22 protein-coding genes and 1 rRNA gene are annotated in these 21,821 nt (G+C 57.3%); 8 read left to right on the plus strand and 15 right to left on the minus strand.

The genetic code is table 11. The features are described from left to right. Positions 1-260: ribosomal RNA gene (locus MHZ89_RS10905) — 16S ribosomal RNA — on the minus strand; the annotation flags it as partial. Positions 261-637: 377 nt separating this feature from the next. Continuing rightward, positions 638-1,198 (minus strand): D-glycero-beta-D-manno-heptose 1,7-bisphosphate 7-phosphatase, encoded by a 561-nt coding sequence (gene gmhB / locus MHZ89_RS10910; RefSeq protein WP_126690763.1) that lies wholly within the window; start codon positions 1,196-1,198, stop codon positions 638-640. Positions 1,199-1,399: 201 nt separating this feature from the next. Here gmhB and metN point away from each other — a divergent pair, with 201 nt between their 5' ends. The 6 genes from metN to proS all read left to right on the plus strand — a co-directional run bounded on the left by metN (position 1,400) and on the right by proS (position 6,971). Beyond that, positions 1,400-2,431 (plus strand): methionine ABC transporter ATP-binding protein MetN, encoded by a 1,032-nt coding sequence (gene metN, locus MHZ89_RS10915; protein WP_311783027.1) that lies wholly within the window; start codon positions 1,400-1,402, stop codon positions 2,429-2,431. Further along, positions 2,424-3,077 carry a methionine ABC transporter permease MetI gene (locus MHZ89_RS10920; RefSeq protein WP_033749615.1) on the plus strand — a complete coding sequence of 218 codons (654 nt, stop codon included), beginning with the start codon at positions 2,424-2,426 and terminating at the stop codon, positions 3,075-3,077. Before metN ends, MHZ89_RS10920 begins: the two co-directional genes overlap by 8 nt. 37 nt (positions 3,078-3,114) lie before the next feature. Further along, positions 3,115-3,930: a MetQ/NlpA family lipoprotein gene (locus tag MHZ89_RS10925; RefSeq protein WP_311783028.1), complete on the plus strand. Its 816-nt coding sequence runs from the start codon at positions 3,115-3,117 to the stop codon at positions 3,928-3,930. Between the two features lie 132 nt (positions 3,931-4,062). Beyond that, positions 4,063-4,458, plus strand: a complete 396-nt coding sequence (rcsF, locus tag MHZ89_RS10930) for an Rcs stress response system protein RcsF (RefSeq protein WP_311783029.1) — start codon at positions 4,063-4,065, stop codon at positions 4,456-4,458. Then, positions 4,455-5,183, plus strand: a complete 729-nt coding sequence (gene tsaA / locus MHZ89_RS10935) for a tRNA (N6-threonylcarbamoyladenosine(37)-N6)-methyltransferase TrmO (protein WP_311783030.1) — start codon at positions 4,455-4,457, stop codon at positions 5,181-5,183. Before rcsF ends, tsaA begins: the two co-directional genes overlap by 4 nt. 69 nt (positions 5,184-5,252) lie before the next feature. Further along, on the plus strand, positions 5,253-6,971 hold the full coding sequence (proS, locus tag MHZ89_RS10940; protein ID WP_311783031.1) for a proline--tRNA ligase: 1,719 nt from the start codon (positions 5,253-5,255) through the stop codon (positions 6,969-6,971). A gap of 34 nt (positions 6,972-7,005) precedes the next feature. Here the strand turns inward: proS and arfB are convergent, their stop codons facing one another. Beyond that, a complete protein-coding gene (arfB, locus tag MHZ89_RS10945) occupies positions 7,006-7,416 on the minus strand; it encodes an alternative ribosome rescue aminoacyl-tRNA hydrolase ArfB (RefSeq protein ID WP_120455866.1) in 411 nt (136 codons plus the stop codon). A 208-nt stretch (positions 7,417-7,624) separates the two neighbouring features. Between arfB and MHZ89_RS10950 the strand changes: the two genes are divergently transcribed. Both MHZ89_RS10950 and rof read left to right on the plus strand, forming a co-directional pair. After that, complete coding sequence (locus MHZ89_RS10950; protein ID WP_033749608.1) at positions 7,625-7,825, plus strand: YaeP family protein; 201 nt, start codon at positions 7,625-7,627, stop codon at positions 7,823-7,825. Next, entirely contained in the window at positions 7,812-8,072 is a 261-nt protein-coding gene (gene rof, locus MHZ89_RS10955) for a Rho-binding antiterminator (RefSeq protein ID WP_120455864.1), read from the plus strand. Before MHZ89_RS10950 ends, rof begins: the two co-directional genes overlap by 14 nt. A 41-nt stretch (positions 8,073-8,113) precedes the next feature. On the opposite strand, the gene MHZ89_RS10960 is transcribed toward rof, so the two are convergent. The 12 genes from MHZ89_RS10960 to skp all read right to left on the minus strand — a co-directional run bounded on the left by MHZ89_RS10960 (position 8,114) and on the right by skp (position 21,732). Beyond that, positions 8,114-8,422, minus strand: a complete 309-nt coding sequence (locus tag MHZ89_RS10960; protein ID WP_311783032.1) for a cytochrome c — start codon at positions 8,420-8,422, stop codon at positions 8,114-8,116. Beyond that, on the minus strand, positions 8,419-9,738 hold the full coding sequence (tilS, locus tag MHZ89_RS10965) for a tRNA lysidine(34) synthetase TilS (RefSeq protein ID WP_311783033.1): 1,320 nt from the start codon (positions 9,736-9,738) through the stop codon (positions 8,419-8,421). Before tilS ends, MHZ89_RS10960 begins: the two co-directional genes overlap by 4 nt. 51 nt (positions 9,739-9,789) lie before the next feature. Next, positions 9,790-10,179 (minus strand): VOC family protein, encoded by a 390-nt coding sequence (locus MHZ89_RS10970; protein ID WP_120455858.1) that lies wholly within the window; start codon positions 10,177-10,179, stop codon positions 9,790-9,792. An 88-nt stretch (positions 10,180-10,267) separates the two neighbouring features. Next, positions 10,268-12,406: a lysine decarboxylase LdcC gene (locus MHZ89_RS10975; RefSeq protein ID WP_311783034.1), complete on the minus strand. Its 2,139-nt coding sequence runs from the start codon at positions 12,404-12,406 to the stop codon at positions 10,268-10,270. Between the two features lie 147 nt (positions 12,407-12,553). Further along, a complete protein-coding gene (gene accA / locus MHZ89_RS10980; RefSeq protein WP_033749600.1) occupies positions 12,554-13,510 on the minus strand; it encodes an acetyl-CoA carboxylase carboxyl transferase subunit alpha in 957 nt (318 codons plus the stop codon). A gap of 12 nt (positions 13,511-13,522) precedes the next feature. Continuing rightward, a complete protein-coding gene (gene dnaE / locus MHZ89_RS10985) occupies positions 13,523-17,005 on the minus strand; it encodes a DNA polymerase III subunit alpha (RefSeq protein ID WP_311783035.1) in 3,483 nt (1,160 codons plus the stop codon). 31 nt (positions 17,006-17,036) lie between these two features. Next, positions 17,037-17,663: a ribonuclease HII gene (gene rnhB, locus MHZ89_RS10990; RefSeq protein WP_311783036.1), complete on the minus strand. Its 627-nt coding sequence runs from the start codon at positions 17,661-17,663 to the stop codon at positions 17,037-17,039. Next, positions 17,656-18,804 carry a lipid-A-disaccharide synthase gene (gene lpxB, locus MHZ89_RS10995; protein ID WP_311783037.1) on the minus strand — a complete coding sequence of 383 codons (1,149 nt, stop codon included), beginning with the start codon at positions 18,802-18,804 and terminating at the stop codon, positions 17,656-17,658. Before lpxB ends, rnhB begins: the two co-directional genes overlap by 8 nt. Before the next feature lie 3 nt (positions 18,805-18,807). Then, positions 18,808-19,596 carry an acyl-ACP--UDP-N-acetylglucosamine O-acyltransferase gene (gene lpxA, locus MHZ89_RS11000; RefSeq protein ID WP_120455850.1) on the minus strand — a complete coding sequence of 263 codons (789 nt, stop codon included), beginning with the start codon at positions 19,594-19,596 and terminating at the stop codon, positions 18,808-18,810. Positions 19,597-19,599: 3 nt separating this feature from the next. Then, on the minus strand, positions 19,600-20,055 hold the full coding sequence (gene fabZ, locus MHZ89_RS11005) for a 3-hydroxyacyl-ACP dehydratase FabZ (RefSeq protein ID WP_013507953.1): 456 nt from the start codon (positions 20,053-20,055) through the stop codon (positions 19,600-19,602). A gap of 150 nt (positions 20,056-20,205) precedes the next feature. Then, positions 20,206-21,231, minus strand: coding sequence for a UDP-3-O-(3-hydroxymyristoyl)glucosamine N-acyltransferase (gene lpxD / locus MHZ89_RS11010; RefSeq protein WP_120455848.1), 1,026 nt, complete (start codon positions 21,229-21,231; stop codon positions 20,206-20,208). A gap of 3 nt (positions 21,232-21,234) precedes the next feature. After that, complete coding sequence (gene skp, locus MHZ89_RS11015) at positions 21,235-21,732, minus strand: molecular chaperone Skp (protein WP_311783038.1); 498 nt, start codon at positions 21,730-21,732, stop codon at positions 21,235-21,237. Positions 21,733-21,821 lie beyond the last annotated feature (89 nt).

Here is a 21,821-nt window from a genome sequence, read left to right on the forward strand (position 1 = left end):
CCCCACCTACTAGCTAATCCCATCTGGGTTCATCCGATAGTGAGAGGCCCGAAGGTCCCCCTCTTTGGTCTTGCGACGTTATGCGGTATTAGCCACCGTTTCCAGTGGTTATCCCCCTCTATCGGGCAGATCCCCAGACATTACTCACCCGTCCGCCACTCGCCACCCAAAGAGCAAGCTCTTTTGTGCTGCCGTTCGACTTGCATGTGTTAGGCCTGCCGCCAGCGTTCAATCTGAGCCATGATCAAACTCTTCAATTTAAGTTTGATGCTCAAAGAATTAAACTTCGTAATGAATTACGTGTTCACTCTTGAGACTTGATATTTTTAAAGTCCGTGGACTTTTTGATATCTGTCCTGCGAGTGCCCACACAGATTGTCTGATAAATTGTTAAAGAGCGGTGCAGTCAGCGGCCGAGCCTGCTGCTGCGAGGTGGCGTATATTACGCTTTCCTCCGTGTCAGTCAAGCGTTTATTTTCGCTTTAACCGACGGTGATTTTCATCACCTCAACACCGCATTCCGTAAGCCGTTGTGCCGTGTCGATGGAGGCGCATTATAGGGAGTCGTTCAGAGAGCGCAAGGGGCTTTTTTAAAGTTTTGTGTCGTTCGTCTGAATAATGCGCAAAACGCACGTTTTTAACGCTTCTTAATTGCCTGCGGCAGATCGGCGAGGCTGTTAATCACCCAGTCTGCTGCTGCTTCCCCTTCCGGCGTGACCGGTTTGCCGCTACGTACCAGCACACTCGTGCCTACGCCTGCCGCTTTGCCTGCCAGTACATCTTCGGTTTTATCGCCCACCATATAAGAAGCAGCCATATCGATATTGAGATGCTTCTGCGCAGAGAGCAGCATACCGGGATGAGGTTTACGGCAGTCGCACTGCTGACGATAGGCCTCAACCGGCGCGTCCGGCAGATGCGGACAGAAATAGATGCCGTCGAGATCCACGTCGCGGTCCGCCAGCGACCAGTCCATCCATTCCGTCAGCTGCATAAACTGATCTTCGGTGAACATGCCGCGGGCAATGCCGGACTGATTGGTAATCAGCACCAGCGCGAACCCCATCTTCTTCAGCTCCTGCAGCGCCTCGATAGTGCCGTCAATAAACTGGAAGTTGTCGATTTCATGGACATAGCCATGATCGATGTTCAGGGTGCCATCACGATCAAGAAATACAGCCGGGACTTTATTCGCCACTGGGAAAACTCCTGCTACTAAAGATGCTACTAAAATTGCCGCCTAGTATTGCATGATTGCAATAAAAGAGAGAATGGCAGATAAGAGGACTTTCATTGATTTAGACGTCTGGATGCCTTACCATCCACTCAGCTTTCGCACCGGGGTTCGGCGCGAAAGGTTCCACACCACGGACAACGCAAGACGATAATAAATAACCTAATGATTAAACTTGAAAATATTACCAAAGTGTTCCAGCAAGGCTCACGGACTATTCAGGCGCTCTCTGACGTTAGCCTGCACGTGCCTGCGGGACAAATTTATGGCGTTATCGGCTCGTCCGGCGCTGGTAAAAGTACGCTTATCCGCTGCGTTAACTTACTTGAACGTCCAACATCAGGCCGCGTGCTGGTCGACGGCCAGGATTTAACCGCCCTGAGCGAGCGTCAGCTGACCCAGGCGCGTCGTCAGATTGGCATGATCTTCCAGCACTTTAACTTGATGAACTCACGTACCGTATTCGGCAACGTGGCGCTGCCGCTTGAGCTGGGCAGCCTGTCGCGTGAAGAGATTAAGAAACGCGTAACGGAATTACTGGAGCTGGTCGGCCTGGCCGATAAGCGTGACGCCTGGCCCGCCAACCTCTCCGGCGGACAGAAACAGCGCGTCGCTATCGCGCGTGCGCTGGCCAGCAATCCCAAAGTGCTGCTGTGCGACGAAGCCACCAGCGCGCTCGATCCGGCAACAACCCGCTCCATTCTTGAGCTGCTGAAAGATATCAACCGCCGCCTCGGCCTGACCATTCTGCTGATTACGCATGAGATGGACGTTGTGAAGCGCATCTGCGATCAGGTTGCGGTTATCAGCCAGGGCGAACTGATTGAAAAAGACAGCGTCAGCGAAGTCTTCTCTCATCCGAAAACGCCGCTGGCGCAGCAGTTTATCCAGTCGACGCTGCACCTCGATATTCCTGAAGATTATCAGCAGCGCCTGTTGCCGCAGCCCGCAGCCGATCGCGTGCCGCTGCTGCGTCTTGAGTTCACCGGCAAATCCGTTGACGCGCCGCTGCTCTCTGAAGCCGCGCGCCGCTTCAATGTGAATAACAATATTATCAGCGCGCAGATGGATTACGCCGGTGGCGTGAAGTTCGGCATTATGCTGGCCGAAATGGACGGCGCTGAAAGCGATGCCAAAGCCGCCATCGCGTGGCTGCAGGAAAATCATGTAAAAGTAGAGGTGTTAGGTTATGTCTGAGGCGATGATGGCTTTACTGGCGCGCGGCGTCTGGGAAACGCTGATGATGACCTTTGTCTCTGGCTTCTTTGGTTTCGTGCTGGGCCTGCCAGTAGGCGTTTTGCTCTACGTCACCCGTCCGGGACAGATTCGGGAAAACCGCACCCTCTATCGCATCCTTTCTGCGCTGGTGAATATTTTCCGCTCTATTCCTTTTATCATTCTGCTGGTCTGGATGATTCCCTTCACCCGCGCCATCGTCGGCACCTCTATCGGGCTGCAGGCGGCTATCGTGCCGCTGACCGTCGGCGCCGCGCCTTTTATTGCGCGTATGGTGGAAAATGCGCTGCTTGAGCTGCCGACCGGGCTGATCGAAGCGTCACGCGCTATGGGCGCGACGCCGCTGCAGATCGTGCGTAAGGTGCTGCTGCCGGAAGCGTTGCCGGGTCTGGTGAACGCCGCGACCATTACGCTGATTACGCTGGTCGGCTACTCTGCCATGGGCGGCGCCGTCGGCGCTGGCGGCCTGGGGCAGATCGGCTATCAATACGGTTATATTGGCTATAACGCGACGGTCATGAATACGGTGCTCGTGTTACTGGTCGTTCTGGTGTATTTAATTCAGTTTTGTGGCGACCGCATCGTGCGTGCCGTGTCCCATAAATAAGTCAGCAATATCATTACGTCTCCATTAAGGAAGAGATATGACTTTTACATTTAAAAAGATTGCCGCTGTGGGTGCACTGATTGGCGCGATTGCGCTGGCAGGATGCGATCAGAAAGCCAAAGATCCGAACCACATTAAAGTGGGCGTGATTGTCGGCGCAGAGCAGCAGGTTGCCGAAGCGGCGCAGAAAGTCGCGAAGGACAAATATGGCCTCGATGTGGAACTGGTAACCTTTAACGATTACGTACTGCCGAACGAAGCGCTGAGCAAAGGCGATATCGACGTGAACGCGTTCCAGCATAAACCTTATCTGGATCAGCAGATCAAAGATCGCGGTTACAAGCTGGTGCCAGTCGGCAACTCTTTTGTTTATCCGATCGCGGGCTATTCCAAAAAAATCAAATCGCTGGATGAGCTGCAGAACGGCGCGCAGGTCGCTATTCCTAACGATCCGACTAACCTCGGACGCTCTCTGCTGCTGCTGCAGAAAGTCGGCCTGATTAAGCTGAAAGATGGCGTGGGTCTGCTGCCGACCTCGCTGGACATCGTTGAGAACCCAAAAAACCTGAAGATTGTTGAGCTGGAAGCGCCGCAGCTGCCGCGTTCGCTGGATGACCAGCAGATCGCGCTGGCGGTCATCAACACCACCTACGCCAGCCAGATTGGTCTGACGCCGGCAAAAGATGGCATCTTCGTGGAAGATAAGGATTCGCCTTACGTTAACCTGATCGTGAGCCGTGAAGATAACAAAGACGCTGAAAACGTGAAGAAATTCGTTCAGGCTTATCAGTCTGACGAAGTGGCGGAAGCCGCGAACAAGATCTTTAACGGCGGCGCAGTAAAAGGCTGGTAATTCCTTTACTGACTCTTCTGACCAGGGCGGCGCTTAGCCGCCCTTTCTTTTGCGCCGCACCTGGCGCGACTTGTTATTTCGCCTGGTCCTTGTTTCAATAACGCCACTTTTTACAACCTTGAGGATGTTGCCATGCGTTTATTACCGCTCTGCTTGTTAGCATTGATGCTGACCGGGTGCGTTCACGAATACCACCCGATAAGCAGCGCACCCGCTCATTCGCAGCCATCCCGCGAGCCGGCGCGTAAGCCTGCTCCGCGCCCCGCGCCGGTAAAAGTCTATACCGACGCCGCCGATCTGGTCAGCATGCCGTTCCGCGATCTGGGCGAAGTGGCTGGCGACGACTGTCAGAGCAGCCGACAGGATTCGCCGCCGAATATCGCCACCGCGCGCAAGCGCCTGCAGGTTAAAGCCTCTTACCTGAAAGCCAACGCCGTTCTGCTGCACAAGTGTGAAATCGTCAGCAGCACGCCGGGATGCTATCGTCAGGCGATCTGCCAGGGCTCCGCGCTGAAAGTGAATCAATGAGTTCTTTCGCCTTTGAGCAGATCGGCGTTATTCGTTCGCCGTGGAAAGAGAAATTCGCCGTTCCGCGTCAGCCTGGCCTGGTGCAGGACGGTCATGGCGAACTGCATCTGATTGCCCCCTATAATCAGCCGGAAGCGGTGCGCGGGCTGGAGAGTTTCACGCATCTCTGGGTGCTGTTCGTGTTTCATCAGACCATGGCGGGCGGATGGCGTCCCACGGTGCGGCCGCCGCGCCTGGGCGGCAATGCCCGCATGGGCGTATTCGCGACGCGCTCTACCTTTCGCCCGAACCCTATAGGCATGTCGCTGGTCGAGCTAAAGGGCATTCGCTGCGAGAAGAATCAGGTGATCCTGCAGCTCGGCAGCCTGGATTTGGTGGACGGCACGCCGGTAGTGGATATCAAACCCTACCTCCCCTTTGCCGAAGCGCTGCCGCAGGCGCAGGCCGGTTTCGCTCAGGAGGCACCTGCGGCCGATATGCCGGTGCGCTTCTCGCCGCTGGCCGAACAGCAGCTGGCGCAGCAGCAGAAACGCTATCCTCACCTGGCGCGTTTTATCCGTGACGTGCTGGCGCAGGATCCGCGTCCCGCCTACCGTAAAGGCGAAGCGCAGACGCGCGAATACGCCGTCTGGCTGCTCGATTTTAACGTACGCTGGCGCGTCGATGAAACGGGCACCGAGGTAACCGGCATCGACCCGCGCGAAAACGCGCTTTTGAGCCCGTGAGCTCGCTGGTACACTAGCCGCCAACAAAACTTTTGTCAGTGACTTTCCGTTCAACTGGAACCTTAATCAATGCGTACTACTCAATATCTGCTCTCCACTCTGAAGGAGACGCCCTCCGATGCGGAAGTGATCAGCCACCAGCTGATGCTGCGCGCCGGGATGATCCGCAAACTGGCTTCAGGTCTCTACACCTGGCTGCCGACCGGTTTACGCGTGCTGAAAAAAGTCGAAAATATCGTGCGCGAAGAGATGAACAACGCGGGCGCGATTGAGATCTCTATGCCGGTGGTTCAGCCCGCCGACCTGTGGCAGGAGAGCGGTCGCTGGGAACAGTACGGCCCGGAACTGCTGCGCATTGCCGACCGCCACGAGCGTCCTTTCGTGCTCGGTCCGACGCATGAAGAAGTGATTACCGATCTGATCCGTAACGAGCTCAGCTCCTATAAGCAGCTGCCGCTCAACCTTTATCAGATCCAGACCAAATTCCGCGATGAAGTGCGTCCGCGCTTCGGCGTAATGCGTTCTCGCGAGTTCATCATGAAGGATGCCTACTCCTTCCATATCTCGCAGGAATCGCTGCAGGAAACTTACGACGCGATGTACCGCGCCTACAGCAACAGCTTTAGCCGTATGGGCCTCGACTTCCGCGCGGTGCAGGCGGATACCGGCTCTATCGGCGGCAGCGCGTCGCACGAATTCCAGGTGCTGGCGCAGAGCGGCGAAGATGATGTGATCTTCTCAACCGAATCGGACTACGCCGCCAATATCGAGATGGCCGAAGCGGTCGCGCCGGCTGGTGATCGCCCGCAGCCGACTCAGGCGCTGGCGCAGATCGACACGCCGAACGCCAAAACCATCGCTGAGCTGGTAGAGCAGTTCCAGATGCCGATCGAGAAAACCGTTAAGACGCTGATGGTTAAAGCCAGCGAAGAGAGCGGCCATACGCTGGTCGCGCTGCTGGTACGCGGCGATCACGAGCTGAACGAGATCAAAGCGGAGAAGCTCGATATCGTCGCCTCACCGCTGGTATTCGCCACTGAAGAAGAGATCCGCGCCGCGGTTGGCGCAGGCCCGGGTTCACTCGGTCCGGTGGGTCTGGCGATGCCGATTATCGCCGACCGCAGCGTCGATAAGATGAGCGATTTCAGCGCTGGCGCAAACGTCGACGGCAAGCACTACGTCGGCATTAACTGGGAACGCGATCTGCCGCAGGCGATCGTGGCCGATATCCGCAACGTTGTAGAAGGCGATCCGAGCCCGGACGGCAAAGGCACGCTGCAGATCAAACGCGGTATCGAAGTGGGTCATATTTTCCAGCTCGGCACCAAATACTCCGAAGCGATGAAAGCGGCGGTTCAGGGCGAAGATGGCCGCAACCAGGTGCTGACCATGGGCTGCTACGGCATCGGCATCACGCGCGTCGTTGCGGCGGCGATTGAGCAAAACCACGACGATCGCGGCATTATCTGGCCTGCGGCGCTGGCACCGTTCGAAGTCGCGATTCTGCCGATGAATATGCACAAATCTTTCCGCGTGAAAGAGCTGGCGGAAGAACTCTACAACACCCTGCGCGCGAAAGGCGTCGAGGTGATCCTTGACGACCGTAAAGAGCGTCCGGGCGTGATGTTCGCCGATATGGAGCTGATTGGCGTGCCGCACACTATCGTCATCGGCGACCGTAACCTCGATAACGAAGAGATCGAGTACAAAGCGCGTCGCGCCGGCGAGAAAGAGATGATCAAGCAGAGCGAAATCGTCGACTTCCTGCTGAAAGCGCTTAACAAGTAATGCCCTTCTCGCCCCCGCTTTCGGGGGCGTTTTTTTACAGCACTTTTCCCCGCAGCGATTTTGTCGAGCTACGCCGCGCTTTCCCTTCCAGCCGTCTCTCTTTCGAGGCGCGCGTCGGTCGTGTGGCGCGACGGGCCTTCTCTACGCGAGTCAGCTCCTGAATCAAACTGACCAGCCGCTGAACCGCCGCTTCACGGTTCATCTCCTGGCTGCGGTACTCCTGCGCTTTGATAATCACCATGCCTTCCGGCGTAATCAGGTGGTGCTTTGCCGCCAGCATGCGCTGTTTGTGAAACGGCGGCAGCGACGACGCAGCGATATCGAAACGCAAATGAATGGCGGTGCTGGTTTTATTAACATGCTGCCCGCCTGCGCCTTGGGCGCGAATGGCGCTTAGCTCAACTTCGCTGTCGGGCAGCTCGACCGTACGTGAAACTTTAATCATCTGTCACCTGAGACAACGTCGCCTTGTTTAACCTGTTCATCGACTTAACCTTTTGTGCTTCCTGTTAATGGCGCGTAGCCAGCGGATTCTGTCACTTTAGCCTCTTTCGCCGCTCTGATCCTGCTTTGCCCTGGCTGAAATCCTGGAAATGCCTGTGATATAGTTCCTCGGGCAACCAGAGTATTCTTGCTCTGCTGAGGAGGTGAACGTGCAAAAATATTGTGAATTGGTTCGCCAGAAGTATGCCGAGATCGGCAGCGGCGAACTGGGATATGTGCCCGATGCAATCGGATGCGTTTTGAAGGCACTCGATGATATTGCCGCAAATTCTGCGCTAAACTCTTCTGTCAGGGAACAGGCAGCTTATGCCGCTGCAAACTTACTGGTGAGCGACTATGTTGACGAATGAAGCTTATAGACCCATCAACTGTGATGATTACGACAACCTGGAACTCGCCTGCACAAAACGCTGGACGCTTGAGCTGATCCTGAAAAACGGGGAAGCACTCAAAGCAAAAGCGACAGATATGGTTTCACGCAAAAACGTGGAATACCTCTCTATCGATCTATCCGGTGAAACACGCGAGTTGCGCCTCGATCACATCGCCAGCTTCAGCCATCCTGAGCTGGGCACCGTTGTCGTCAGCGAAGAGTAGCGACAACGCCTCGGGCGGGATATTCCCGCCCCCTTCCCCGTCTAGGGTTTCAGCGACCCGTAGTAAGCCGACAAATCTGCCATATCATCGTCACTCAATCCGGCCACAAAGGCTTTCATTACTTCTGCCTGCCCGCCGCTGCGCTCGCCTTTTTTATAGGCCTGCAGCGCATGGTTGAGGTAAGCGGCATTCTGTCCTGCCAGGTTGGGATAGAGCGGCACGCTGCTTTTCCCCTGCGCGCCATGACAGGCGGTGCAGGCGGCTGACTTCTGCGCGCCCGCGTTAACATCGCCATCAGCCATCACTGGCAGCGCCGCCGCCAGTAGCAGGGCGGACAGTAATCTCTTCATTTTTGCTCTCCAGCATTATTGTTATTTTGCCAGATCGCCTGCCAGCCATTCTCGTCAACGGCGGCGCCTTCCCGGGTAACCAACAGGCCGGGCGCGCAGACAAGCGTCTGATTGTAATAAATCAGCGGAATACGTTCACGCTGCCACGGCGGGATCGCCAGCTCCTGCCACAGCTTTTTTATCTCGCGCCCGCCGGAGCGGCCCACCAGATGAAAATAGCCCTGCGCATGGAAACGCACGCTGACGTGCTCATCCGCTTCAGGCTGGCGCAGCGCCGACGGCGCGCTTTGCGCACAGAGCACGCCGAGCTGCTGCGGCAGCAGCAGCGGCTTGCGGCGATCGCGCCACGGCAGCTCCTGTTCCCTTAACGACGCGTAGCGCGGCAGCCAGTAGAGCCGTTCGCGGTAGCGGCGCGCTTCCGCATCGCCAAAGCGCAAACATGGCTGCGCGTCTTCACGGCTCAGCATCACCTCCTGGCGCAGACGCGCCAGCGCGGCGCGCGAGGGCATCACCCCTCCCTGCCGGGCAATCCAGCGCCGCAACAGCGCATTCGCGCGCGTTTCACTCATCTGCAAAAGCGGTGGAAAATGCAGGCTGCCGTCAGGATGCGTCAGCCCGGCCAGCTGCTCCGCCAGCAGCTCGTCCAGCAGTTGTTCCTGCTCGCCGCACAATGCCGCGCTGCGCGCGCACGCTTCGGCAAAATGCGGCCAGCGCGCCTGCAGCGCAGGCAGCAGGCGCTGGCGCAGGAAGTTGCGATCGTAGCGCGCGTCCTGATTGCTTTCGTCTTCGATCCAGCGAAGCTGGTGCTGCTGCGCATAGGCTTCAAGCTGCTGGCGCGACTGATTGAGCAGCGGACGCAGCAGCACGCGACCATCGCGCACCCGCCGCACCGGCATTGCCGCCAGCCCGGCAGGCCCGCTGCCGCGCTTTAGCGCCAGCAGCAGCGTCTCGCACTGATCGTCGAGGTGTTGCGCAGTAAGCAGCCACTCATCAGGCTGCATCGCCGCCGTCAGCGCCTGATAGCGCGCCGCACGCGCCGCGCCTTCAACGCCCTGTTCGCGCGCGTCGACCTGCACGCGCAGTACCTCGCAGCCTAGCTGCCAGGCTTCGCAGATGGCGATGCAGTGCGCCGCCCAGCTATCGGCGTTGGGGCTTAATCCATGATGAACATGCAGCGCGCGCAGGCGCGCTTGCGGATGCGTCTGCCGCCAGCTGACCAGCTGATGCAGCAGCACCGTGGAATCGAGGCCGCCGCTGAACGCCACCACCAGTGCGGCATCGGCGGGCAACAGCGAGGCGAGATGAGACAAAGACATGACGCGTTCCAGAATCAGGGCCGCCGGATGCGGCCCTCCGCGCGCGCTATTTTACGCCTGATAAAGCTCCAGCGGCAAACCATCCGGATCGGCAAAGAAGGTGCACTGCTTGCCGGTCAGATCGTCGATGCGGATCGGCTCGCACGTCACCCCTTTTTCTGCCAGCGTCGCGACCGCCGCCGCTACGTCGGGCACAGTAAAGGCCAGATGTCGCAGGCCGCAGGCTTCGGGATGGCTGACGCGCGCTGGCGGAGAAGGAAACGAGAAAAGTTCGATCGTGTACTGGCCGTTCAGCGCCAGATCGCCTTTCCACGAATCGCGCGCCTCGCGGTAAACCTCGCTCATCAGGCTGAAGCCGAGCACATCGCAGTAAAAGGCCTTACTGCGTGCATAATCTGTGGCGATGATGGCGATATGGTGAACAGAAGATAACTGCAACATAAAAAGACTCCCTGACTGTTTTGCTTATCCTGAGACGTGCGGCAGCGGCTTGCAATGCGCAATTGTCTGAAGCCGCTGCATTTTTCCGTTATTTCAGCACGCGCACGCGATAATTCCCCTCTTCGGTCAGCGTCGCGCCGTGAATATCGGTCTCGAAGCCCGGATAGTGACGGCCAATAGTGCAGAGCATCAGCAGGAAATCGAGCACCGCGCGGCTCTCTTCGGTAATCATTTCACCCGGCATCACCAGCGGTACGCCTGGGGGATAGGGCAGGATCATATTGGCGGAAACGCGCCCTACCAGCTGGCTCAGATCCACCGTTTCCACCCTGCCCTGCACCTGCTGCTGGAACGCCTGATACGGCGTCATTTTCATCTCAGGCAGTACATCGAACGCCTTTAACATCAGGCGCGGCAGATCGTGCTGGCGGATCAGCTGATGGATCCCCTGCGCCAGCGTCTGGATGCGCATATTGCGGTAGAAGTCGGGATCTTCGGCGTAGAGATCCGGCAGCATGTTCTTTACCCGCAGATTAAGATCGTAGGCGCGCTTAAACTCGGTCAGGCCGCGCAGCACGCTCATCGCCCGGGTCTTATCGATGCCGATGCTGAACAGAAACAGCAGATTGTATGGGCCGGTCTTCTCTACCACGATGCCGCGCTCATCAAGGAATTTCGCCACCAGCGCCGCCGGGATCCCTTCGTCCGCCATCTCGCCCAGCTCGCTCATGCCTGGCGTCAGAATAGTCACCTTGATGGGATCGAGATACATATGATCGGCGTCCGCCTGGGTAAAACCGTGCCAGGCTTCATCGCCCGGCTGGATCGGCCAACACTCCGCTTCGTCCACATGCTCCGGCTGCCAGATATCGAAGAACCAGCTGTCGGACTCCTCCCGCAGGCGCTGGATCTCCCGGCGAAAATGCAGCGCGCGCTCGACCGAGCGGTTGATCAGCCGCTTGCCTGGATTGCCGCGCAGCATCGCCGCCGCCGTTTCAATCGACGATACAATCGCATAGTTGGGCGAGGTGGTGGTGTGCATCATGTAGGCTTCATTAAAGGTATGCTCGTCGTAGTCGCCTTTAATATGGATCAGCGACGCCTGCGAGAAGGCCGCCAGCAGCTTGTGCGTCGACTGGGTTTCATAAATCACCTTACCGGGCGTGCGCTCGCCGCTCATACCGCTTTTCCCCTCATAGATGGGGTGAAAATTGGTATAGGGCACCCAGGCGGAATCAAAATGGATCGACGGCACCTCCAGCGTCTGCTTGATGTACTGGGTGTTATAAAGCAGGCCATCGTAGGTGGAGTTGGTGATCACGGCGTGCACCGGCCAGCTGGCGCGCGCGGTATTCGCGACCTTCTGCTCAATGCTGGCGCGGGTAAACTCTCGTTTGGGGATACCGCCGAGAATGCCCAGCGCGTTACGCGTCGGCTTCAGCCAGATGGGCACCAGATCGCTCATCATTAGCAAATGGGTCAGCGACTTATGGCAGTTGCGGTCGATTAATACCGTACTGCCCGTCGGCGCCGCATACATGCCGACGATTTTATTCGAGGTCGAAGTGCCGTTGGTCACCATATAGCTCTGTTCGGCGCCAAAGGTTCTGGCGACATACTCCTCCGCTTCCAGATGCGGACCGGTATGGTCAAGCAGCGAGCCCAGCTCCGTTACCGAGATAGAAATATCCGCCTTCAGGGTGTTCGCGCCGAAGAAGTCGTAGAAGAGACTGCCGACCGGGCTTTTTTGAAAGGCGGTGCCGCCCATATGGCCGGGCGTACAGAAGGTGTACTTCCCCTCTTTCACATAGGTAAACAGCGCTTTGGTCAGCGGCGGCGTAATATGGTCGATGTAGTCGTCAGTGTACTGGCGAATATGCAGCGCGATATCGTCCGCGGCGCTCAGCGCGTATTCAAAGAAATGAAGCGCCATGCGCATCTCATTGATGCTGACATCCATCTGCGAATGGGTGTTGATAAAGGCGTAGAGCGGCAGGTATTCATTAAGCTGGTTAATATCCGCACAGAGCGCCGGGCTGTTATGCGCGTCCCAGTCAAAGATAACGCCGCAGATGCGCGGGTTGTGCTCTATCAGCTTCAGCAGGTCGTCGATACTGGTTGGATAAATAAGCTGAAAGCCCTGCTGCGTCAGCGCCGCTGTCAGTTCGCGCAGCGGCTCGTCTTTATAAAACATGCCGTGTGAACCCATCATCGCCAGAATATTCAATGCGCACCTCCCTTTTAATGTGGCATGGCTAATCATAGCGAAGGATAGCGGCGGCGAGCTGTCGGAATGCTCTCCTCTGTTGACGGCTGGCAAAATAAAGGCATAAAAAAAGCGGACCGGAGTCCGCTTTCTCAAAGGTTTGCGCTGTTAAGCGTAGCCGTAGCTCATCAGACGCTGATAGCGACGGTCGAGCAGCTCTTCGGTGCTCAGCGTGTCGAGATCGGCGAGATCGGCCAGCAGCTGGTTTTTCAGCGACAGCGCCATATCCACCGGCTGACGATGCGCGCCGCCCAGCGGTTCAGGGATGATTGAGTCAATCAGCTTCAGCTCTTTCAGACGGTTGGCCGTGATGCCCATCGCTTCTGCCGCCAGCGGGGCTTTATCCGCGCTTTTCCACAGAATTGAGGCACAGCCTTCCGGCGAGATCACCGAATAGGTGCTGTACTGGAGCATATTCACTTTGTCGCCAACGCCGATCGCCAGCGCGCCGCCGGAGCCGCCTTCGCCAATCACGGTACAAATAACCGGAATTTTCAGACCAGACATTTCGCGCAGATTGCGGGCAATCGCTTCTGACTGACCACGCTCTTCCGCGCCAACGCCCGGATAGGCACCCGGCGTGTCGATAAAGGTGATCAGCGGCATCTTGAAGCGCTCGGCCATCTCCATCAGACGCAGCGCTTTACGGTAGCCTTCTGGCGCCGGCATACCGAAGTTGCGGCGGATTTTCTCTTTGGTTTCGCGACCTTTTTGATGACCAATGATCATTACCGGGCGACCGTCGAGACGGGCGATACCGCCGACAATGGCTTTGTCGTCGGCATAGGCGCGATCGCCAGCCAGCTCGTCAAAGTCGTCAAAAGCGTTGCGAACATAGTCCAGCGTATAAGGACGCAGCGGATGACGCGCCAGCTGCGCGACCTGCCATGCGCCTAAATCGGCGAAGATTTTGCGTGTCAGCTCAACGCTTTTTTCGCGCAGACGCTGCACCTCTTCATCCAGATTAATGTGTTTATCATCCTGACGACCAATCGACGTAAGCGAATCAATTTTCGCTTCAAGTTCAGCGATCGGCTGTTCAAAATCCAGGTAATTAAGACTCATAATGTTCCTGTTTTAGTCAAACTCCAGTTCAACCTGCTCCGACCCTATCAACGAACGTAATTCGTTGAGCAGGCGATCGCTGGGCGAAATACGCCACGCTGCACCAAAGCGTAGCTTCGCTCGCGCGTCGGCTCTCTGATAGTAGAGATTCACCGGAATCGTCCCTGAGCGATGGGGCTCAAGAGACTGGCGGAGCCGGTTTAATAGCTGGTCATCAATTTGCCTGTCCGTCAGCGAGATAGCAAGTCCGCGCGCGTATTTTTCGCGCGCTTCGTCAATGTCCATGACTTCACGGGCGGTCATTTTAAGGCCGCCGCTGAAGTCATCAAAGCTGACCTGCCCGCTGACGATCAGGATACGGTCTTTCTCCAGCAGCTGCTGGTATTTGTCTAACGCATCGGTAAATAACATCACCTCCAGACGCCCGGAGCGGTCGTCCAGAGTACAGATACCAATTCGGTTGCCGCGCTTGGTCACCATCACGCGGGCCGCCACCACCAGACCGGCAGCAACGGTAATTTTACCACGCTCGGTAGGATGCATGTCCTTCAGGCGCATGCCGCCCACATAGCGCTCGATCTCTTTCAGGTACTGATTAATCGGATGGCCGGTGAGATAGAGTCCGAGCGTTTCGCGCTCGCCGTCAAGCTGCACCTGCTCTGGCCAAGGTGTTACGCTGGCGTAGGATTTTTCAACCTGCTCCGGCTCTTCCGCCAGCACGCCGAACATATCGGCCTGGCCTATCGCCTCCGCTTTGGCGTGCTGATCCGCCGCTTTCAGCGCGTCGCCGAGCGAACTCATCAGCGCCGCGCGGTGCGGGCCAAGACGATCGAAGGCGCCGGACATGATCAGCTTCTCCATCACGCGGCGGTTGATCTTTTTGGTATCGGTGCGCGCGCAGAGATCGAACAGCTCGCGGAAATAGCCATCCTGGTTGCGCGCCTCAAGGATCGCTTCGATCGGGCCTTCGCCGACGCCTTTGATCGCGCCGATGCCGTAAACGATCTCGCCGTCGTCGTTGACATGGAACTGATAGAGCCCGGAGTTGATATCAGGCGGCAGTACCTTCAGGCCCATACGCCAGCACTCATCCACCAGGCCGACCACCTTCTCGGTGTTGTCCATATCGGCGGTCATCACCGCCGCCATAAACTCAGCCGGATAGTGCGCCTTCAGCCACAGCGTCTGGTAAGAGACCAGCGCATAGGCGGCCGAGTGCGATTTGTTAAAGCCATAACCGGCGAATTTCTCCACCAGGTCAAAAATCTTCATCGACAGTTCGCCGTCGATGCCCATGCGCTCCGCGCCCTCTTTAAACACCGAGCGCTGCTTGGCCATCTCTTCCGGCTTCTTTTTACCCATTGCGCGGCGCAGCATATCCGCGCCGCCCAGGGTATAGCCGGAGAGCACCTGGGCGATCTGCATGACCTGTTCCTGATAAAGGATAATGCCGTAGGTAGGCTCAAGCACCGGCTTCAGGCTTTCATGCTGCCACTGAATGTCGGGATAGGAGATCGCTTCGCGTCCGTGTTTACGGTCGATAAAGTTATCCACCATGCCCGACTGCAGCGGGCCGGGACGGAACAGCGCCACCAGCGCGATCATATCTTCAAAGCAGTCCGGCTTCAGACGCTTGATAAGATCTTTCATGCCGCGCGATTCAAGCTGGAACACCGCCGTGGTTTCCGCGCGCTGCAGCATATCGAAGCTTTTTTTATCATCCAGCGGAATCGCGGCGATATCGATCGGCGGCAGGCCCTGCTTCTCCCGGCGCGGATTGATCATCTTCAGCGCCCAGTCGATGATGGTGAGCGTACGCAGTCCCAGGAAGTCGAACTTCACCAGACCGGCGTACTCTACGTCATTTTTATCGAACTGCGTGACCGGATGGTTGCCGTTCTCGTCGCAGTAGAGCGGCGCGAAGTCGGTGATCTGCGTCGGGGCGATCACCACGCCGCCGGCATGCTTACCGGCGTTACGCGTTACGCCTTCCAGCTTGCGCGCCATATCGATCAGCGCTTTGACCTCTTCGTCCGCGTCGTACATTTCCGGCAGCTGCGGTTCGACGGCGAACGCTTTTTCCAGCGTCATGCCGGGATCGGGCGGGATCAGTTTAGAGATGCGATCGACAAAGCCGTAGGGATGACCCAGCACGCGGCCAACGTCGCGGATAACCGCTTTCGCCGCCATGGTGCCAAAGGTGATGATCTGCGACACCGCCTCACGTCCGTACATTTCGGCGACGTGATCGATGACCTGGTCGCGCTTTTCCATACAGAAATCGACGTCGAAGTCAGGCATCGAGACGCGTTCCGGGTTAAGGAAGCGTTCGAACAGCAGGTCAAACTCCAGCGGATCGAGATCGGTGATTTTCAGCGCGTAGGCAACCAGCGAACCGGCGCCGGAGCCGCGTCCTGGCCCTACCGGAATGCCGTTATCTTTCGACCACTGGATAAACTCCATCACGATCAGGAAGTAGCCGGGGAAGCCCATCTGGTTGATAACGTTGAGCTCGATCTCCAGACGCTCATCATATTCAGGGCGCTTCTGCGCGCGCACTTCCGGATCGGGAAAGAGGAACTCAAGGCGCTCTTCCAGACCTTCACGCGACTTCATTACCAGGAAATCTTCGGTGGTCATGTCGCCGGTCGGGAACTGCGGCAGGAAATATTCGCCGAGGCGTACCGTGACGTTGCAGCGCTTAGCAATCTCTACGCTGTTTTCCAGCGCTTCCGGGATGTCCGAGAAAAGCTCGCACATCTCCTCTTCGCTGCGCATATATTGCTGAGGACTGTAGTTGCGCGGGCGCTTGGGATCGTCCAGCGTATAGCCGTCGTGGATCGCCACGCGGATTTCATGCGCGTCGAAATCCTCTTCATTAAGGAAGCAGACTTCGTTGGTGGCGACCACCGGTACGCCCTCGGCGATGGCGAGCTCAACCGCGGCATGGAGATAACTCTCCTCGTCGGCGCGGCCGGTACGCACCAGCTCAAGGTAGTAGCGATCGGGAAAGTGCGTCTGATAAAAGCTCAGGCACTGCGCAACCAGCGCGCTGTTGCCGCGCAGCAGGCTGCGGCCCACATCGCCGCAGCGTCCGCCGGAGAGCAGAATTAACCCTTCACCCAGCTCCGCCAGCCAGTCGCGGTCGATAACCGGACCGGCGATGCCGTAGCCGCGCTGATAGGCGCGGGAGATAAGCAGCGTCAGGTTCTGATAGCCGGTATTGTTCGCGGCCAGCACCGTCAGCTGCGTCAGCTCGTCGCCCATCAGCTCGCTGGCGACCTTAAAGTCCGCGCCAATAATCGGTTTGATCCCCGCGCCGTGTGCGCTGCCGTAGAAACGCACCAGCCCGCAAAGGTTGGTAAAGTCCGTGATAGCGAGAGCGGGCATGCCCAGCGCAGCCGCCTTTTTGACCAGCGGCCCGGTTTTCGCCAGGCCATCGATCATCGAGTAGTCACTGTGGACATGCAGATGTATAAAACGGGGTTCAGCCATATCAGTTTCCGGTTAAAACAGCGTCAGGCTATTAAAGCGTAGCTGGCTGGCCTGCGGCCAGAACTTCAGCGTCTATCAGGGCGTTGCGCACCGGCGCAAAGCTGCGGCGATGGTGCGGCGTCGCGCCGTGTTGCGTTAGTTTTTCCATATGCAGCGCGGTAGGATAGCCTTTGTGCTGCGCAAAGCCATACTCAGGAAAGAGCCGATCCAGCTCAGCCATTTCGCGATCGCGCGACACTTTAGCGATAATCGACGCCGCGCTGATTTCAGCCACCAGGCTGTCGCCTTTCACCACCGCCTGCGACGGCATCGGCAGCGCGGGAGTGCGGTTGCCGTCTACCAGCACGAAATCAGGCGTTATCGTCAGCCCCGCCACCGCGCGCTGCATCGCCAGCATAGTAGCGTGCAGGATATTGAGCTGGTCGATCTCTTCCGGCTCGGCGCGGCCTAAGCTCCACGCCAGCGCTTTTTCTTTAATCTCGTCGAATAACGCGAGGCGGCGTTTTTCAGAAAGTTTTTTTGAGTCGGCCAGACCCTGAATCGGATTGGCCGGATCGAGAATAACCGCCGCCGTGACGACCGCGCCGACCAGCGGACCGCGGCCCACTTCGTCAACGCCCGCAATCAGGCGGGCATTGGGATAGATAAAATCAGCCATTGGCGATCTCCAGTACGGCGTCCGCTGCCTGTTCATCTGCGTTCCAGCGAATCTGCTGATGCAGCTCGCTAAAGGTCGCGAGCAGCGCATCGCGTTGCGGACCGGCGTGCAGCAGCGGTTCCAGCGCCGCCGCCAGCGCGTGCGGTTCGCACTCCTCCTGCAGCAGCTCTTTCACCAGTTCGCGTCCCGCCAGCAAGTTAGGCAGCGAGACGTATGGCGTCTTCACCAGCCGCTTCGCCAGCCAGAAGGTCGAAGGCTTCATACGATAGCCGACTACCATCGGACATTTTGCCAGCATACACTCCAGCGCGGCGGTGCCGGATGCAAGAATCGCGGCGTCGCTCGCAATCATCGCTTCGCGACCCTGACCATCCAGCAGATGCATCGGCAATTCAGGGGCGATCTCGGCTTTGATCTGTTCGAACTGCGCACGACGTTTGGCGTTGACCAGCGGCACGACGATCTCCAGCGCCGGATAGCGCACGCGCAGCAGCTGCGCCGCGCGTAAAAAATCGGCGCTGAGCATCTCTACTTCCGCATGACGGCTGCCGGGCAGCAGCGCCAGGCAGAGCGCCTCGTCGCTAATACCCAGCGTACGGCGTGCGGCCGGTTTGTCCGGCTGCAGCGGCATCGCATCCGCCATGGTGTGGCCGATAAAGCGACACGGCACGTTAAAACGATCGTAGAAGGCTTTTTCAAACGGCAGAAACGCGAGCACCAGATTAGTGTTGCGGCCGATTTTAAACACGCGCTTTTGCCGCCACGCCCAGACCGAGGGGCTAACGTAGTGAATGGTGCGGATGCCATTGCGCTTCAGCCGCCCTTCCAGCGTGATATTGAAATCGGGCGCATCGATACCAACGAATACATCCGGCTTCAGTTCGGTAAAGCGCTGCGTCAGATCCCGGCCAATCTTCATCAGGCGCGGCAGGCGACCCAGCACTTCCACTATGCCCATCACCGCCAGTTCTTCCATCTCATACCAGGTTTCGCAGCCTTCAGCCTGCATGCGCGGGCCTGCCACACCAACGAAACGGGCATCAGGATGACGCGCTTTGAGCGCGCGGATAAGACCGGCACCAAGAATATCGCCGGAGGTTTCTCCGGCGACCAAGGCTATCGTAAGGGGACGCACTGACATGAATTAACGAATCAACCCACGCGTAGAACGAGCAAAGAAGTCGTAGAAGGGCTGCACTTCGCTATGCTGCTTCGCCAGCGCTTCAATTTCCGGCTTGGCTTCGTCCAGCGTTTTGTTGCTGCGGTACAGCAGTTTATAGGCGTTGCGAATGGCGTGCAACGCCTCTTTGCTGAAGCCGCGACGCTTCAGACCTTCAATATTGATGCCGAACGGCGTCGCGTGGTTGCCCTGCGCGATAACGTAGGGCGGCACATCCTGCGCGACGCCTGAACAACCGCCGACCATCACGTGCGCGCCGATAGTGCACCACTGATGCACTGCCGTCATGCCGCCGATAATCGCGAAGTCGTCCACGGTAACATGGCCGCCCAGCGTGGCGTTGTTGGCGAAAATGCAGCGGTTGCCGATCACGCAGTCATGCGCAATGTGCGCATTCACCATCAGCAGGTTATCGCTGCCGATGGTGGTGACGCCGCCGCCCTGCACGGTGCCGCGATGAATGGTCACGCTTTCGCGGATGCGGTTGCGATCGCCCACTTCAACGCGGGTCGGCTCGCCAGCGTATTTAAGATCCTGATTCACTTCGCCGATAGAGGCGAACTGATAGATCTGGTTATCTTTCCCGATACGCGTATGGCCATTGATGACCACGTGCGACTTCAGGACCGTACCTTCACCGATCTCCACATGCGCGCCGATAAAGCAGAACGGGCCGATGTGAACGTTGGGACCGATAACGGCCCCTTCTTCGATGACGGAACTGGCATGGATGGTGGCGGTTGGATCAATCACAGATTATGCCTCCCGGCTACGGGCACACATCATGGTCGCTTCACAGACAATCTTGCCGTCAACGGTAGCAACGCCTTTAAAGCGCGTCAAACCGCGGCGGGTTTTCTCGAAAGTCACTTCCATGATCATTTGATCGCCCGGTACGACCGGACGTTTGAAACGGGCTTCGTCGATGCCGGCGAAATAGTAGAGCTCGCCCGGCTCCAGTTTACCAACGCTTTTGAACGCCAGAATACCGGTAGCCTGCGCCATCGCTTCGAGGATCAGAACGCCAGGGAAAATCGGTTTACCAGGGAAATGCCCCTGGAAAAACGGTTCATTAACAGAGACGTTCTTAACGGCGCGCAGATACTTGTGCTCTTCAAACTCCAGCACGCGATCAACAAGCAGAAACGGGTAGCGGTGCGGCAGCAGCTCTAAAATTTCTTCAATTTTCAGAGTATGAGTTTCAGTAGTCAAAATACTCTTCCTGTCCTAAAAATCTGATGACATCAATAACACGGCCTGCACAGATCAAAACGATCCTCCGCAGGCCGAAATCGGTTCAATGGCGCCTGGCTTACCTGCTTAACATTTTTATTAGCAAGCCGGTCGCATGTGGGATGGCGTTTAGTCGTCTTTGCCGACCTTCCGCTCGATGGCTTTTAAGCGCTTGCTCATGTCATCGATGTTCATCACCAGCGCTGCAGTTTTGCGCCAGGTTTTATTGGGTTGTAGCGGAATGCCCGACGAGTATACCCCAGGCTCTGTGATAGGACGCATAACCATGCCCATACCGGTCACGGTCACCTTGTCACAGATTTCCATATGGCCGTTAATGACGCTGGCGCCGCCAATCATACAGTAACGTCCAATTTTCAAACTACCCGCCATGATCACACCACCCGCAACCGCGGTATTGTCGCCAATAACCACGTTGTGTGCGATCTGACACTGGTTGTCTATGATAACACCATTGCCGATCAGAGTGTTATCCAGCGCGCCACGATCGATAGTGGTACAGGCACCGATTTCTACTCGATCGCCGATAATTACAGCGCCAAGCTGCGGGATTTTCACCCAATTACCGCGATCGTTGGCGTAGCCGAAACCATCCGCGCCGATAACGGTGCCGGACTGAATCAGACAATCCTGACCGATTTCGATTTCATGGTAGACCGTCACGTTAGCCCAGAGACGGCTGTTGTTGCCGATGCGCGTCTTTTTACCGACGAAGCAGCCCGCGCCGATCACCACGTTGTCGCCCAGCACTACGTCGGATTCGATTACCGCGTTAGCGCCGACAGAGACGTTTTGCCCCAGCTTCGCGCTGGGATCGATTACCGCGCTGGGCGCGATATTTTGTGCAGGCTGCGGCGTAGTATCCAGCAGCTGAGCCATGCGTGCATAGGTCAGATAGGGATTTTTCACCACCAGCGCGGCCGTGTGACACCACTCCAGATCCGCTTCCGTCAGCACCACGGCCGATGCCTGACACTGGACGAGTTGCTCGCGGTAGCGGCTGTTGCTAAGAAATGTGATTTGGCCGGTTTGGGCGGATTGCATAGAAGCAATGCCGGAGATGGCGATATCGCCATCTCCGTGCAATTCTGCATCCAACTGCTGGGCTAAATCAGCCAGTCGAATTGATGACATCGATTATTTAACCTGTTTCAGCACGTCAGCAGTAATGTCTTTCGCGTTTGACGCGTAAGCCACAGCGTTGGCGTCGATCACCACGTCATAACCTTCGTCGCTTGCTACTTTCTTCACGGCGTCCTGAATACGGCTCAGCAGTTTGTTACGCTCTTCCATCTGACGACGGCGGTTATCCTGCTCAAAAGCCTGGGCTTTAGAAGAGAAAGCTTCGCGCTGCGCCATAACGTCTTTTTCCATGCGGCTGCGATCGCTGGCCTTCATGGTTGAACCGTCGCGCTGCAGGCGCTGCATTTTAGTCTGCAGGTCGCGTTCCTGGCTCTGCAGCTCGGTTGCGCGGCCTTTGAACTCGTTTTCCAGCTGTTTAGCAACGGTCGCACGTTGCGGTAACTGTTGGAAAATGCTGGACACGTTTACCACTGCGATTTTGTCAGCAGCCTGAGCGCCTGCGGAAACAGCTAAAGCAAGACCCAGTCCTGCGGCACACAACAACTTTTTCACTATAAACTCCTTACCATCAACGTTTGTGTCAGCGACACAGTGTTTGCTCCGAACCGCTATAGAGACCGCGGTTCGGTAGCAAGACTTCA

The organism is Pantoea sp. ACRSB, from assembly GCF_022346905.1.
Lineage (GTDB): Bacteria > Pseudomonadota > Gammaproteobacteria > Enterobacterales > Enterobacteriaceae > Pantoea > Pantoea piersonii.

What these genes read in the sequence shown, in the direction of transcription:
- rcsF (WP_311783029.1), top strand. Translation starts at nt 4,063, where the DNA reads ATGCGTTTATTACCGCTCTGCTTGTTAGCATTGATGCTGACCGGGTGC.
- rof (WP_120455864.1), top strand. Translation starts at nt 7,812, where the DNA reads ATGTTGACGAATGAAGCTTATAGACCCATCAACTGTGATGATTACGAC.
- proS (WP_311783031.1), top strand. Translation starts at nt 5,253, where the DNA reads ATGCGTACTACTCAATATCTGCTCTCCACTCTGAAGGAGACGCCCTCC.
- dnaE (WP_311783035.1), bottom strand. Translation starts at nt 17,005, where the DNA reads ATGGCTGAACCCCGTTTTATACATCTGCATGTCCACAGTGACTACTCG.
- MHZ89_RS10920 (WP_033749615.1), top strand. Translation starts at nt 2,424, where the DNA reads ATGTCTGAGGCGATGATGGCTTTACTGGCGCGCGGCGTCTGGGAAACG.
- metN (WP_311783027.1), top strand. Translation starts at nt 1,400, where the DNA reads ATGATTAAACTTGAAAATATTACCAAAGTGTTCCAGCAAGGCTCACGG.
- lpxB (WP_311783037.1), bottom strand. Translation starts at nt 18,804, where the DNA reads ATGTCAGTGCGTCCCCTTACGATAGCCTTGGTCGCCGGAGAAACCTCC.
- accA (WP_033749600.1), bottom strand. Translation starts at nt 13,510, where the DNA reads ATGAGTCTTAATTACCTGGATTTTGAACAGCCGATCGCTGAACTTGAA.
- lpxD (WP_120455848.1), bottom strand. Translation starts at nt 21,231, where the DNA reads ATGTCATCAATTCGACTGGCTGATTTAGCCCAGCAGTTGGATGCAGAA.
- tilS (WP_311783033.1), bottom strand. Translation starts at nt 9,738, where the DNA reads ATGTCTTTGTCTCATCTCGCCTCGCTGTTGCCCGCCGATGCCGCACTG.
- rnhB (WP_311783036.1), bottom strand. Translation starts at nt 17,663, where the DNA reads ATGGCTGATTTTATCTATCCCAATGCCCGCCTGATTGCGGGCGTTGAC.
- MHZ89_RS10925 (WP_311783028.1), top strand. Translation starts at nt 3,115, where the DNA reads ATGACTTTTACATTTAAAAAGATTGCCGCTGTGGGTGCACTGATTGGC.
- tsaA (WP_311783030.1), top strand. Translation starts at nt 4,455, where the DNA reads ATGAGTTCTTTCGCCTTTGAGCAGATCGGCGTTATTCGTTCGCCGTGG.
- arfB (WP_120455866.1), bottom strand. Translation starts at nt 7,416, where the DNA reads ATGATTAAAGTTTCACGTACGGTCGAGCTGCCCGACAGCGAAGTTGAG.
- MHZ89_RS10970 (WP_120455858.1), bottom strand. Translation starts at nt 10,179, where the DNA reads ATGTTGCAGTTATCTTCTGTTCACCATATCGCCATCATCGCCACAGAT.
- MHZ89_RS10960 (WP_311783032.1), bottom strand. Translation starts at nt 8,422, where the DNA reads ATGAAGAGATTACTGTCCGCCCTGCTACTGGCGGCGGCGCTGCCAGTG.